Annotated in this window: 9 protein-coding genes; all 9 read right to left on the reverse strand. The window is 47.8% G+C overall.

The features are described from left to right. Positions 1 to 307: GTP-binding protein (locus ACXAH1_RS18895; protein WP_475198770.1), on the reverse strand; the 307-nt coding region annotated here is incomplete at its 3' end. A 57-nt stretch (positions 308 to 364) separates the two neighbouring features. After that, the gene (gene fusA / locus ACXAH1_RS18900) at positions 365 to 2479 is read right to left on the reverse strand and encodes an elongation factor G (RefSeq protein ID WP_054016908.1); all 2115 of its coding nucleotides are present in this window, start codon (positions 2477 to 2479) and stop codon (positions 365 to 367) included. A gap of 27 nt (positions 2480 to 2506) precedes the next feature. Next, positions 2507 to 2977 (reverse strand): 30S ribosomal protein S7, encoded by a 471-nt coding sequence (gene rpsG, locus ACXAH1_RS18905; protein WP_046003850.1) that lies wholly within the window; start codon positions 2975 to 2977, stop codon positions 2507 to 2509. A gap of 102 nt (positions 2978 to 3079) precedes the next feature. Beyond that, positions 3080 to 3454: a 30S ribosomal protein S12 gene (gene rpsL, locus ACXAH1_RS18910; RefSeq protein ID WP_010387308.1), complete on the reverse strand. Its 375-nt coding sequence runs from the start codon at positions 3452 to 3454 to the stop codon at positions 3080 to 3082. A 191-nt stretch (positions 3455 to 3645) separates the two neighbouring features. Beyond that, positions 3646 to 7827 (reverse strand): DNA-directed RNA polymerase subunit beta', encoded by a 4182-nt coding sequence (rpoC, locus tag ACXAH1_RS18915; protein WP_138542970.1) that lies wholly within the window; start codon positions 7825 to 7827, stop codon positions 3646 to 3648. A gap of 95 nt (positions 7828 to 7922) precedes the next feature. After that, entirely contained in the window at positions 7923 to 11948 is a 4026-nt protein-coding gene (gene rpoB / locus ACXAH1_RS18920) for a DNA-directed RNA polymerase subunit beta (protein WP_253048641.1), read from the reverse strand. 265 nt (positions 11949 to 12213) lie between these two features. After that, positions 12214 to 12576 carry a 50S ribosomal protein L7/L12 gene (gene rplL, locus ACXAH1_RS18925; RefSeq protein WP_023400585.1) on the reverse strand — a complete coding sequence of 121 codons (363 nt, stop codon included), beginning with the start codon at positions 12574 to 12576 and terminating at the stop codon, positions 12214 to 12216. 71 nt (positions 12577 to 12647) lie between these two features. After that, a complete protein-coding gene (gene rplJ, locus ACXAH1_RS18930; RefSeq protein WP_010387318.1) occupies positions 12648 to 13142 on the reverse strand; it encodes a 50S ribosomal protein L10 in 495 nt (164 codons plus the stop codon). Between the two features lie 332 nt (positions 13143 to 13474). After that, a complete protein-coding gene (gene rplA, locus ACXAH1_RS18935) occupies positions 13475 to 14179 on the reverse strand; it encodes a 50S ribosomal protein L1 (RefSeq protein WP_010387319.1) in 705 nt (234 codons plus the stop codon). Positions 14180 to 14181 lie beyond the last annotated feature (2 nt).

Raw genomic sequence — 14181 nt, forward strand, 5'->3', positions numbered from 1 at the left:
TCGCGCCGTCCATCTGAGCAGCACCAGTGATCATGTTTTTAACGTAGTCAGCGTGTCCAGGACAGTCAACGTGCGCGTAGTGGCGAGTTGGAGTGTCATACTCAACGTGTGAAGTTGAGATTGTGATACCACGCTCACGCTCTTCTGGAGCGTTATCGATTGATGCGAAGTCTTTCGCTTCACCACCGTATACTTTTGCAAGTACGTTAGTGATTGCTGCAGTTAGGGTAGTTTTACCGTGGTCAACGTGGCCGATAGTACCAACGTTAACGTGCGGTTTCGAACGTTCAAACTTTTCTTTTGCCATTTTCAAAATTCCTATAAAGAAATTAAAGTCCAGCCCTAAGACCGGACCGAACTAAAATTACTTAACAGCGCGAGCTGCAATAATTGCGTCAGCAACGTTTTTCGCCGCTTCTGCGTACTTGGAAAATTCCATTGAGTACGAAGCTCGACCTTGTGTTGCAGAACGAAGATCGGTTGCATAACCAAACATTTCAGACAGCGGCACCTGAGCATTAACTTGCTTCAGACCACCAAATGAGTCTTCCATACCTTCGATTATGCCTCGACGACGGTTGAGGTCGCCAACGACATCACCCATGTTTGCTTCAGGGGTGGTGACTTCTACCTTCATAACAGGCTCAAGAATCACAGGCTGCGCATCAAGCGCGCCTTTCTTGAAGCCCATTGCGCCGGCAATCTTAAACGCCATCTCATTTGAGTCGACATCGTGGAACGAGCCGTCAAACAAGGTAGCTTTCACACCCAGCATAGGATAGCCCGCAAGAACACCTTGCTTCATCTGCTCCTGGATGCCTTTGTCAACCGCAGGAATGTATTCCTTAGGAACCGTACCACCTACGATTTCATTTACGAATTCGTAAATTGGCGCGTCTTCATCAGCAACATCCATAGGCTCGAGCTTCAACCAAACGTGACCATACTGGCCGCGTCCGCCTGACTGACGTACGAATTTACCTTCGGCTTCAACCGAACCGCGGATCGTTTCACGATAAGCAACTTGTGGCTTACCTACGTTACATTCAACACTGAATTCACGTTTCATACGATCTACGATGATATCCAGGTGGAGTTCACCCATACCTGAAATAATGGTTTGGCCTGATTCTTCGTCGGTTTCAACTCTGAAAGACGGGTCTTCCGCCGCCAGTTTACCCAGCGCGATACCCATTTTTTCTTGGTCAGCAACGGTCTTAGGCTCTACTGCCACTGAAATCACAGGCTCTGGGAATTCCATACGCTCTAACGTGATAACAGCATCATGGGCACAAAGCGTGTCACCTGTGGTAACGTCTTTGAGACCAATTGCAGCAGCAATGTCCCCGGCGCGAACTTCTTTGATCTCTTCACGCGAGTTAGAGTGCATCTGAACGATACGTCCAAAGCGCTCTTTTTTGCCTTTAACTGGGTTATAAACCGAGTCACCCTGACCTACTGTGCCGGAATAAACTCGGAAGAAGGTAAGCGTACCAACAAATGGGTCGGTGGCGATCTTAAACGCCAGAGCAGAAAACGGTGCGCTGTCGTCCGCAGGACGCGTTGCTTCGCTTTCATCTTCCAGGATACCCTGGATCTCTTTAACCTCAGTTGGAGATGGCATGTATTCAACAACGGCATCAAGCACTGCCTGAACACCTTTGTTTTTGAACGCACTACCACAGGTCATTGGTACAATTTCATTGTTCAATGTACGCTGACGGATCGCGGCCTTAATTTCGGCCTCGTTCAGTTCACCTTCTTCAAGATATTTGTCCATTAGTTCTTCAGAAGCTTCTGCGGCAGATTCGAGTAGCTCTGCGCGCCACTCCTCTGCCAGCTCCTGAAGTTCTGCCGGGATCTCTTCGTAGTTGAAAGTCATCCCCTGGTCTTCAGCATTCCAGTTGATGGCTTTCATCTTGATGAGATCAATAACACCTTTAAATTCATCTTCAGCACCAATTGGTAGCTGAATTGGCACAGGCGTAGCGCCAAGACGCTTTTTCACCTGATCCACAACGGCGAGGAAATCTGCGCCGGTACGGTCCATTTTATTGACGAAAATCATGCGAGGTACTTCGTACTTGTTCGCCTGACGCCAAACGGTTTCCGTTTGTGGTTGTACACCTGATGAAGCACATAATACGACTACAGCGCCATCTAGTACACGTAATGAACGTTCTACTTCGATGGTGAAGTCTACGTGTCCCGGAGTATCGATGATGTTTATACGATGCTCATCAAACTGAGCATCCATCCCTTTCCAGAAACACGTGGTCGCAGCAGAAGTAATGGTAATACCACGCTCCTGCTCCTGCTCCATCCAGTCCATAGTTGCGGCACCATCATGTACCTCACCAATTTTGTGAGACAGGCCCGTGTAATAAAGTACACGTTCCGTAGTGGTGGTTTTCCCCGCATCTACGTGAGCACAGATCCCGATATTACGGTAGCGCTCAATAGGAGTTGTACGTGCCATATTATCCTCTTAAAGGTCTCGGGCAGATTACCAACGGTAGTGAGCGAATGCTTTGTTCGCTTCAGCCATACGGTGAACGTCTTCACGTTTCTTAACCGCAGTGCCTTTGTTGTCAGCAGCGTCAAGCATCTCTTGAGCCAGACGAAGGCCCATTGATTTCTCGCCACGCTTACGTGCAGCTTCAACCAACCAACGCATACCTAGTGCGTTGCGACGAACTGGACGTACTTCAACTGGTACCTGGTACGTAGAACCACCAACACGGCGAGATTTAACCTCAACCTGTGGGCGTACGTTATCAAGTGCAGACTCGAAGATTTCTAGGTGCGACTTGCCTGATTTTTCAGCAGCCACGTCTAGCGCACCATATACGATTTTTTCAGCAGTAGACTTCTTGCCGTCTAGCATTACTACGTTTACGAATTTAGCAAGAAGCTCTGATCCGAACTTCGGATCTGGAAGAATTTTACGTTGACCTATTACGCGTCTTCTAGGCATTTTCTTTCTCCGGTATCTTCAGGTTCGTCTTACTACGACGAATTCCCAAAACAAAATATATAAATTAAAACTTAAGTGCTTGGCCTTACTAACGGAGAACCATTAGCCCTTAGGACGTTTTGCACCGTACTTAGAACGACCTTGTTTACGGTCATTTACGCCAGCACAGTCAAGCGCGCCACGTACTGTGTGGAAACGCACACCAGGTAAGTCTTTAACACGACCACCACGGATAAGGATAACACTGTGCTCTTGCAAGTTGTGGCCTTCACCACCAATGTAAGATGTTACTTCGAAGCCGTTCGTTAGACGAACACGCGCTACTTTACGTAGTGCAGAGTTTGGCTTCTTAGGTGTAGTTGTATATACACGAGTACATACACCACGCTTTTGAGGACAAGCTTTAAGAGCAGCTGAGTTGCTCTTAGTAACCTTGCTGCGACGTGGCTTACGTACTAGCTGGTTAATAGTTGCCATTAAATAGCTCCTGAATTAATAAAAATTACTACTGAAAAAATCAAATTTCGCCAATTTAAACGCTCTGTTATTCGAACGAATAAATGGGTGGCGGAATTTTAATGAGCAAAGTTTAACCTGTCAACCAAAACAACTAAAAAGGCAGCGTTAAAGCTGCCTTTTTATTGTAATTGACGTGTTTTTCGTCAATTTTAGTCTTGGCCGCCAAGCAAGTCTGCGTTTAGTGCGTCAGTCAGTGCCTGAGATGCTTCTTCAGCACTTACTGTTTGCTCTTCAACTGCAGCTTCATTTTGCTTACGACGGTTGATGCGATCTAAGTGGTAAGAGAAACCGGTACCCGCTGGGATCAGACGACCCACGATAACGTTTTCTTTCAGACCACGTAGCTCATCACTCTTACCATTTACTGCGGCTTCAGTCAGGACACGAGTTGTTTCCTGGAACGAGGCTGCAGAGATGAAAGATTCTGTTGCCAGTGAGGCTTTAGTAATACCCATCAGCTGAATTTCGAACTTAGCTGGGATCTTACCTTGTTTCTCTAGCTCGCGGTTTGCGATGTTAACGCGTGCCACTTCGGCTTGCTCGCCCGCCAGGAACTCACTGTCACCACCATCGATGATGATACATTTACGTAGCATCTGGCGAATGATGGTTTCGATGTGCTTATCGTTAATCTTTACACCCTGTAGACGATATACTTCTTGTACTTCGTTTACGATGTAGTTAGATACGTCAGTCACACCACGTAGACGTAAGATGTCGTGCGGAGACTCAGGACCATCGGCGATAACTTCACCTTTAGATACCTGCTCACCTTCGAACACGTTCAGCTGACGCCATTTCGGGATCATTTCTTCGTATGCATCACCCTCTGCCGGCGTGATCACCAGGCGCTTCTTACCTTTGGTTTCTTTACCAAAGCTAACGGTACCTGTGATTTCTGCCAGGATTGCTGGATCTTTCGGCTTACGTGCTTCGAATAGGTCAGCAACTCGAGGTAGACCACCCGTGATATCACGCGTCTTCGAACCTTCCTGAGGAATACGCGCTAGTACGTCACCCGGCTGAGCCGTAGCACCATCTGTGATTTCGATGGTAGTGAACGAAGGCAGACGAATTTCCTGCAGGCCACGCTCTTCATTTTCAATGATAAGCTTAGGCTCTTTCGCATTCACCTTAGCAAGGTCTTTAACTACCACACGCGTCAGACCAGTCAGTTCGTCTGTCTGTGCTTCTGTGTTAGAATCGTCGATGTCGCTGAACGATACTTTAGACTCATGCTCGATGATGATTGGGTGACTGTGCGGGTCCCAGGTCGCGACAATGTCGTTACCTTTCACTTCAGCACCGTCATTCACTGACAATACGGCACCGTAAGGCACTTTATAGCGCTCTTTCTCACGGCCCTGCTCGTCAATAACCGTAATTTCGGTTGAACGTGAGGTGATCACTATCTTACCGTCGGTATTGATTACGAACTTCGCATTGTGCAGCTTCATGCTACCGTTGTTCTTCACCTGAACGCTGTTCTCTGCAGACGCTCGAGATGCCGCACCACCGATGTGGAAGGTACGCATCGTCAGCTGGGTACCCGGCTCACCGATTGATTGTGCCGCGATAACACCCACAGACTCACCAGCATTGATGATATGGCCACGCGCAAGGTCACGACCGTAACACTTAGCACATACACCAAAGTCGTTTTCACAGGTGATAACCGAGCGTACTTTTACTTCGTCCACTGAGTGCTCTTCTAACAGGTCACACAGTTTTTCATCAAGCATTACGTTACGCTCAACCAGCACTTCTTCAGTGCCAGGGATAACCACGTCTTCTGCTACAACACGACCCAATACGCGCTCGCGTAGTGGCTCTACAACGTCACCACCTTCAATCAGCGGCTTCATCACAGTACCTTCAAGAGTACCACAATCAGTTTCGTTGATGACCAAGTCTTGTGCCACGTCTACCAGACGACGAGTCAGATAACCCGAGTTCGCTGTCTTAAGTGCCGTATCGGCTAGACCTTTACGCGCACCGTGCGTCGAGATGAAGTACTGTAGTACGTTCAGACCTTCACGGAAGTTCGCTGTGATAGGTGTCTCGATGATTGAACCATCCGGACGTGCCATCAAACCACGCATACCGGCTAGCTGACGGATCTGAGCGGCACTACCACGTGCGCCCGAGTCGGCCATCATGAATACTGAGTTGAAAGAGTCTTGCTCTTCTTCTTCACCTTTTGCATTCACAACCGTGTCTTTCGACAAGTTAGCCATCATCTCACGTGACAAGTTTTCATTAACACGTGACCAGATATCGATAACTTTGTTGTATTTCTCACCCGCAGTTACAAGACCAGACTGGAATTGCTGGTTGATTTCTGTAACTTCGGCTTCTGCCGCTTCGATGATACCAACTTTCGTAGGTGGGATTTCCATATCGTTGATACCGATAGAAACACCCGACTTCATCGCGTAGTGGAAACCGGTGTACATCACCTGGTCAGCAAAGATAACGGTATCTTTCAGACCCAGACGACGGTAACACTCGTTCAACAAACCAGAGATCTGCTTTTTACCCAGCGTGCGGTTGATCAACTCAAACGGCAGGCCAGTAGGCATGATCAAAGACAGGATGGCACGACCAACTGTGGTTTCAACCACTTCAGTTACGTCTTTACGCTCACCTGTTTCGCCATCAATGTGGACTTCTGCGATACGTACTTTCACGCGTGCATGTAGTTCAGCAGCGCCAGTACGGTAAGCTTTTTCAGCTTCTTTCGCATCTTTGAAAGCAATGCCTTCACCTTTTGCGTTGATGCGGTCGCGAGTCATATAGTACAGACCCAATACAACGTCCTGTGAAGGTACGATGATTGGCTCACCGTTCGCAGGAGACAGGATGTTGTTGGTCGACATCATCAGGGCACGTGCTTCAAGCTGTGCTTCCAGTGTCAACGGTACGTGTACCGCCATTTGGTCACCATCGAAGTCAGCGTTATACGCCGCACACACTAGCGGGTGCAGGTGGATTGCCTTACCTTCGATCAGAACCGGTTCAAACGCCTGGATGCCTAGTCTGTGAAGTGTCGGTGCACGGTTCAGCAGAACCGGGTGCTCACGGATAACTTCATCTAGTACGTCCCAAACCTCTGGTACTTCGCGCTCAACCATCTTCTTCGCAGCTTTGATGGTTGTCGCCATGCCGCGACGCTCTAGTTTGCCGTAGATAAATGGCTTGAATAGCTCAAGTGCCATCTTCTTAGGCAGACCACACTGGTGTAATTTCAGTGTTGGACCTACTGTGATTACAGAACGGCCTGAGTAGTCTACACGCTTACCTAGCAGGTTTTGACGGAAACGACCTTGCTTACCTTTGATCATGTCTGCAAGCGACTTCAGAGGACGCTTATTAGAACCTGTGATCGCACGGCCACGACGACCGTTATCGAGTAGTGCATCTACCGCTTCTTGCAACATACGCTTTTCGTTGCGTACGATGATGTCCGGTGCCGCCAGGTCAAGTAGACGCTTAAGACGGTTGTTACGGTTGATAACACGACGATATAAATCGTTCAGATCAGACGTCGCAAAACGACCACCATCCAGTGGTACAAGTGGACGTAGATCAGGTGGCAGTACAGGTAGTACGCTCATTACCATCCACTCAGGGTTGTTACCTGACTGGTGGAACGCTTCCATCAACTTAAGACGCTTAGTAATCTTCTTACGCTTGGTCTCAGAGTTGATAGTAGGCAGCTCTTCACGCATTTCAGCGATCAGCTGGCCCAGATCCAGGTCACGTAGCAGATCAAGTACCGCTTCGGCACCCATCTTAGCTTCGAACTCGTCACCGTGCTCTTCCAGAGCATCCAGGTACTCTTCTTCACCTAACAGCTGGCCACGCTCAAGCGTCGTCATGCCAGGTTCAGTTACAACGAATGACTCGAAGTAAAGTACACGCTCGATATCACGAAGCGTCATGTCCAGCATCAGGCCGATACGAGACGGCAATGATTTTAGGAACCAAATGTGTGCAACTGGGCTGGCCAGCTCAATGTGACCCATGCGGTCACGGCGTACTTTAGTCAGTGTAACTTCAACGCCACACTTTTCACAGATCACACCACGGTGCTTCAAGCGCTTGTACTTACCACACAAACACTCATAATCTTTTACTGGGCCGAAGATACGGGCACAGAATAAGCCGTCACGCTCAGGCTTGAAAGTACGGTAGTTAATTGTCTCAGGTTTCTTTACCTCACCGTAGGACCATGAACGCACCATGTCCGGCGAAGCAAGACCAATGCGAATTGCATCGAATTCTTCGGTCTTATTTTGTTGCTTCAGAAACTTAAGTAAGTCTTTCACCTTAGCTCTCCTGTCGGAGTTAATCTTGAGGGCAAGCCGGGCTTGCCCCTTCATTCTTTTCAGTCCGGTCTGGGCCGCTTAGGCGGCCCGGCGGATCAACTTTCTTCCAATTCGATGTTGATACCCAGCGAGCGGATCTCTTTCAACAATACGTTGAATGATTCCGGCATGCCCGGCTCCATCTTATGGTTGCCGTCTACGATGTTCTTATACATCTTAGTACGACCATTTACGTCATCCGACTTAACTGTCAGCATTTCCTGTAGCGTGTAGGCAGCACCGTATGCTTCGAGTGCCCAGACCTCCATCTCACCGAAACGCTGACCACCGAACTGTGCCTTACCACCCAGCGGCTGCTGAGTAACCAGGCTGTAAGAACCGGTAGAACGTGCGTGCATCTTGTCATCAACAAGGTGGTTCAGTTTCAGCATGTACATGTAGCCAACCGTTACCTGACGCTCAAATGCATCACCAGTACGACCATCATATAGCGTTACCTGACCACTTCGTGGGTAACCACCCAGCTCTAGCATGTCTTTGATTTCAGCTTCGCGTGCACCGTCAAACGCAGGTGTTGCGATTGGTAGACCACCTTTAAGGTTGTCTGCCAGACGGCGGATTTCATCATCAGAGAAGTTTTCAATATCGACTTTCTGACGGCAATCACCGATTTCGTAAGCTTTCTTGATGAAATCGCGCATTTCGTGTAGTTCACGTTGCTCTTTCATCATGTCTTCAATGCGCTCACCGATACCGCGTGCAGCAAGACCCATGTGAGTTTCCAGGATCTGACCGATGTTCATCCGCGATGGTACACCCAGCGGGTTCAGAACGATGTCTACCGTACGACCTCTTTCATCGTAAGGCATGTCTTCAACAGGCACGATAGTAGAGATAACACCCTTGTTACCGTGACGACCCGCCATCTTATCACCCGGTTGGATACGACGCTTAACAGCCAGGTAAACCTTAACGATCTTCAGTACGCCCGGCGCCAGATCATCACCTTGGGTGATCTTGCGACGTTTGTTCTCGAACTTCTTATCGTATTCAGCTTTCAGCTCGTCGTACTGCGCAGCCAGTTGCTCTAGTTCAGCTTGCTGCTCTTCGTCAGCCAGGCTTTGCGTCAGTAGCTTTTCAGCGTTCAGATCTGCGATCTTATCTTCGCTCAGACCAGCACGTACCAGCAGATCACGCGCACGAGTCAGAATACCACCTTCAAGGATACGGAATTCTTCGTTGAAGTCTTTCTTCGCTTCGCGAAGCTGCATGTCTTCAACTTCCAGCGCACGCTTGTCTTTTTCTACGCCATCACGGGTAAAGACCTGAACGTCGATAACCGTACCAGAAACAGAGTTAGGTACACGTAGTGAGCTGTCTTTAACGTCAGACGCTTTTTCACCGAAGATAGCACGCAGTAACTTCTCTTCAGGCGTTAACTGAGTTTCACCTTTAGGCGTTACTTTACCAACCAGGATATCGCCGCCTTTCACTTCAGCACCGATGTATACAACACCTGATTCGTCCAGCTTGCCTAGCGCAGACTCACCCACGTTCGGGATATCAGCGGTGATCTCTTCCGGACCAAGCTTAGTATCACGCGCAATACACTGTAGTTCCTGGATGTGGATCGTAGTTAGACGATCTTCCTGAACAACGCGCTCTGACAGTAGGATTGAATCCTCGAAGTTGTAACCATTCCACGGCATGAATGCCACGCGCAGGTTTTGACCAAGAGCCAGGTCGCCCAGGTCAGTCGAAGGACCATCCGCCAGAACGTCACCACGTACAACCGGCTCACCAACCATACAAGTTGGTTTTTGGTTGATACAGGTGTTCTGGTTAGAACGGGTGTATTTAGTCAGGTTATAGATGTCGATACCTGCTTCACCAGGTACGCGCTCTTCTTCGTTCACGTTAACAACGATACGGCTTGCATCAGCATACTTCACCACACCGCCACGCTTAGCAACAATGGTTACACCAGAGTCTTTTGCCAGCGTACGCTCGATACCTGTACCTACCAGCGGCTTGTCTGCGCGCAGTGTTGGTACAGCCTGACGTTGCATGTTCGATCCCATCAATGCACGGTTCGCATCATCGTGTTCAAGGAATGGGATAAGTGCCGCTGCCACAGAGATAACCTGCTGTGGAGATACATCCATATATTGGATGCTATCGCTTGGCATAAAGGTTGACTCACCTTTATAACGACATGGGATCAGCTCTTCTGCAAACTGGTTTTCTTCAGTCAGGTTAGTGTTCGCCTGTGCGATTACGAACTGACCTTCTTCAATTGCAGACAGGTAATCAACGTCATCCGTTACTACACCATCCACGACTTTACGATATGGTGTTTCAAGGAAACCATAATCGTTAGTACGTGCATAAGTAGATAATGAGTTGATCAGACCGATGTTTGGACCTTCAGGCGTTTCGATAGGACAAACACGACCGTAGTGAGTAACGTGTACGTCTCGAACCTCGAAGCCAGCACGTTCACGAGTCAGACCACCCGGACCAAGTGCAGAAATACGACGCTTGTGCGTTACTTCTGACAGCGGGTTGTTCTGGTCCATAAACTGAGAAAGCTGTGAAGAACCAAAGAATTCTTTAACGGCAGCCGAAATAGGCTTAGCGTTGATCAGATCCTGAGGCATCACGTTATCCAGATCACCTAAGCTCAGACGCTCACGTACAGCACGCTCAACACGTACCAGACCAACGCGGAACTGGTTTTCTGCCATTTCACCTACAGAACGGATACGACGGTTACCTAAGTGGTCGATATCGTCCACATCGCCTTTACCGTTACGGATGTCGATCAACACCTTCATCACGCTAACAATGTCTTCTTTGCTCAGCGTGCCAGGGCCTGTGTCAGTGTCATAACCAACACGGCTGTTGAACTTCATACGACCAACCGTTGACAAGTCATAACGCTCGTCAGAGAAGAACAGGTTGTCAAACAACGCTTCTGCTGCTTCTTTTGTTGGTGGCTCACCCGGGCGCATCATACGGTAGATTTCTACCAGCGCTTCAAGACGGTTTGATGTGCTGTCAATGCGCACAGTTTCCGACATGTAAGCACCGCTGTCTACATCGTTGATGTACAGGGTATCAATTTTAGTGTGACCCGCTTTCACAAGCTCGGCCATCAACTCCAGAGACAGCTCAGCATTTGCTTCTGCAATGATCTCACCCGTTGATTCATCGATGTAGTTTCTCGCAACCACACGACCAATGATGTACTCATGCGGTACTTCAAGCTGGTCAATGCCCTTTTTCTCGATTGTTTTTATATGACGGGCTGTGATACGACGACCCTGTTCAACCAGGACTTCACCGTCTGCATCTTTAATATCAAAAGCAGCGGTTTCACCACGTAGTCGAGATGGTACCAATTCCATCATCACTTTGCCGTTTGTCACTTCGAACGCAGTGGTTTCGAAGAACATGCCAAGAATTTCTTCAGTTGAGAACTCAAGAGCACGTAGAATGATTGACGCAGGCAGTTTACGACGACGGTCGATACGTACAAACAGGTTATCTTTTACATCGAATTCAAAGTCTAACCACGAACCACGGTAAGGGATCACGCGTGCGTTATATAGTACTTTACCCGACGAGTGTGATTTACCACGGTCGTTATCAAAGAATACACCAGGTGAACGGTGTAGCTGAGAAACGATAACACGTTCAGTACCATTGATAACAAAAGTACCTGTGTCAGTCATGAGCGGGATTTCGCCCATGTAAACTTCTTGCTCTTTAATGTCTTTGACTGTGCCTGGTGCATCTTTGTCCATTAGCACAAGACGAAGTTTTACGCGAAGTGGAGCAGAAAAAGTCACACCGCGAATTTGACATTCTTTTACATCGAATACTGGCTCTCCAATACGATAGCTAACGTATTGAAGCTCAGAATTGCCCGAGTAGCTTTTGATCGGGAACACAGAACGGAATGCCGCTTCCAGTCCGGTATCACCATCAGCGTCCGGTGTAATGAACTTTTTGAACGATTCCAACTGCGTTTGCAAAAGGAAAGGTATGTCCAAAACTTGTGGACGTTTACCAAAATCCTTACGGATACGTTTCTTTTCAGAATAAGAGTAAGCCATGGGGTTCCTCAGCTTGCTGATCTTTGACCCAACCTGTTCATGGAGAACAGACTTCATTGGCATCTAAGCCATGATAACAACATCTAATTGTCGTCCTATGAGTCACTCACTTTCAAAATACTACTAACAGATTGAAAAATAAGAAAAAACATAGGAATTTATTGCGCAACAGGAAAGCGTCGCTCTATAGCGCAAAAGGGCCGGTGATTAAATAATCACCAGCCCTTGCCTGATTGCTCAGGCAGCGAACCTAGCAAATGCCAGATTACTTGATCTCAACTTCAGCACCAGCTTCTTCAAGATCTTTCTTAAGTGCTTCAGCTTCTTCTTTAGAAACAGCTTCTTTGATTGGCGCAGGAGCAGACTCAACAAGAGCTTTTGCTTCTTTAAGGCCAAGACCAGTTGCACCACGTACAGCTTTGATAGCAGCAACTTTGTTACCGCCAGCGCCAGCTAGGATTACGTCGAACTCAGTCTTTTCTTCAGCAGCTTCAGCAGGACCAGCAGCAACAACAGCAGCAGCTGCAGTTACGCCGAATTTTTCTTCCATTGCTTCAACTAGTTCAACAACTTCCATTACTGACATTTCAGCAATCGCGTCAAGGATTTGGTCTTTAGTTACAGACATTTTAAGTTTCCTAATTAATCACGAACCATGGGGTTCTAAAAATTTATTTGTGAAAGTTAGAAGCGTGCTATTTAAGCAGCTGCTTCAGCTTTCTGAACACGTACAGCTTCAATTGTTTTACACAATTTACCAGCTGACGCTTCTTTCATAGCGCTCATTAGGCGTGCAACAGCTTCGTCGTAAGTAGGCAGCTTAGCTAGCATGTCTACGTCAACAACATTGCCTTCAAATGCAGCCGCTTTCAGTTCGAACAACTCGTTCTTCTTCGCGAAATCAGCGAAGATACGAGCTGCAGCACCTGGATGCTCTGAAGAGAAAGCGATTAGGCTTGGGCCCACTAGCGATTCGTTAAGGCACTCATAGTCAGTACCTTCGACAGCGCGCTTAGCTAGGGTGTTACGGACAACTTTCATCCATACGCCTGCTTCACGAGCTTCTTTACGAAGTGCAGTGATCGCATCTACTGTTACACCACGAGAATCTGCAACAACTGCAGACAGAGCACCTTTGGCAGCTTCGTTGACTTCAGCAACAATTGCTTTTTTGTCTTGAAGATTTAAAGCCATGGGTGTTACTCCTGGTTATGATGGGAACGTGTCCCAGTTCTACTTTACTCATCGTCTTGCGACTGTGAGCTGCTTTTTACGGCGAGAACCAGAAGATTAGGAAAATCTAGCTGGGATTCACACCGTCTACGTAGGGAATTAAGTAACTAAGTTACACCTACGGTCTTGGACGGAAACGCAATTTATCGGATCATTGTAGACTATAAAGTCTGCAAAGTGCCGAAATTATGCGCTTCAACCCGAATTCTTTGCTTCGTTTTGAGCTAAGCTCTCAACGAAATGGCGCAAAATTATAGTCTAATTTTTACGCCATGTAAACGCTTATCTCTAAATTAAGCCACTTGCGTGTTTAGAGTAGCTTGGTCTACAGCAACACCCGCGCCCATAGTCGTTGAGATGCTTACTTTCTTCACGTAAGTACCTTTAGCTTGTGAAGGCTTAGCCTTCTTAAGCGCAACGATAAGTGCTTCCAGGTTTTCCTGAAGCTGGTTAGCGTCGAAATCAACCTTACCGATAGTGGTGTGGATGATGCCGTTTTTGTCGTTACGGTAGCGAACCTGACCCGCTTTCGCGTTTTTAACTGCTTCTGCAACGTTAGGCGTTACAGTACCAGTCTTAGGGTTAGGCATAAGGCCACGTGGACCTAGGATTTGACCTAGTTGACCAACTACGCGCATTGCATCCGGAGAAGCAACAACTACGTCAAAGTTCATTTCGCCTTTCTTAACCTGTTCAGCAAGGTCTTCCATGCCTACCAGATCAGCACCAGCTTCTTTTGCTGCGTCAGCGTTTGCACCTTGAGTGAATACTGCTACGCGTACTTCACGACCAGTACCGTGAGGTAGTACAGTTGCACCACGTACGTTTTGGTCAGATTTACGAGCATCGATACCCAGGTTTACAGCAACGTCTACGCTTTCAACGAACTTAGCAGTAGCCAGTTCTTTAAGAAGAGCAACAGCTTCGTTGATTTCGTATTCTTTAGTAACATCCACTTTTTCGCGGATAGTACGCATACGCTTAGTTAATTTAGCCATTC

The organism is Pseudoalteromonas sp. AWH4_217 (assembly GCF_056161105.1).

Bases quoted from the DNA above. Each gene is read 5' to 3' on its own strand.
- fusA (WP_054016908.1), bottom strand. From the start codon at position 2,479: ATGGCACGTACAACTCCTATTGAGCGCTACCGTAATATCGGGATCTGT.
- rpsG (WP_046003850.1), bottom strand. From the start codon at position 2,977: ATGCCTAGAAGACGCGTAATAGGTCAACGTAAAATTCTTCCAGATCCG.
- rpsL (WP_010387308.1), bottom strand. From the start codon at position 3,454: ATGGCAACTATTAACCAGCTAGTACGTAAGCCACGTCGCAGCAAGGTT.
- rpoB (WP_253048641.1), bottom strand. From the start codon at position 11,948: ATGGCTTACTCTTATTCTGAAAAGAAACGTATCCGTAAGGATTTTGGT.
- rplL (WP_023400585.1), bottom strand. From the start codon at position 12,576: ATGTCTGTAACTAAAGACCAAATCCTTGACGCGATTGCTGAAATGTCA.
- rplJ (WP_010387318.1), bottom strand. From the start codon at position 13,142: ATGGCTTTAAATCTTCAAGACAAAAAAGCAATTGTTGCTGAAGTCAAC.
- rplA (WP_010387319.1), bottom strand. From the start codon at position 14,179: ATGGCTAAATTAACTAAGCGTATGCGTACTATCCGCGAAAAAGTGGAT.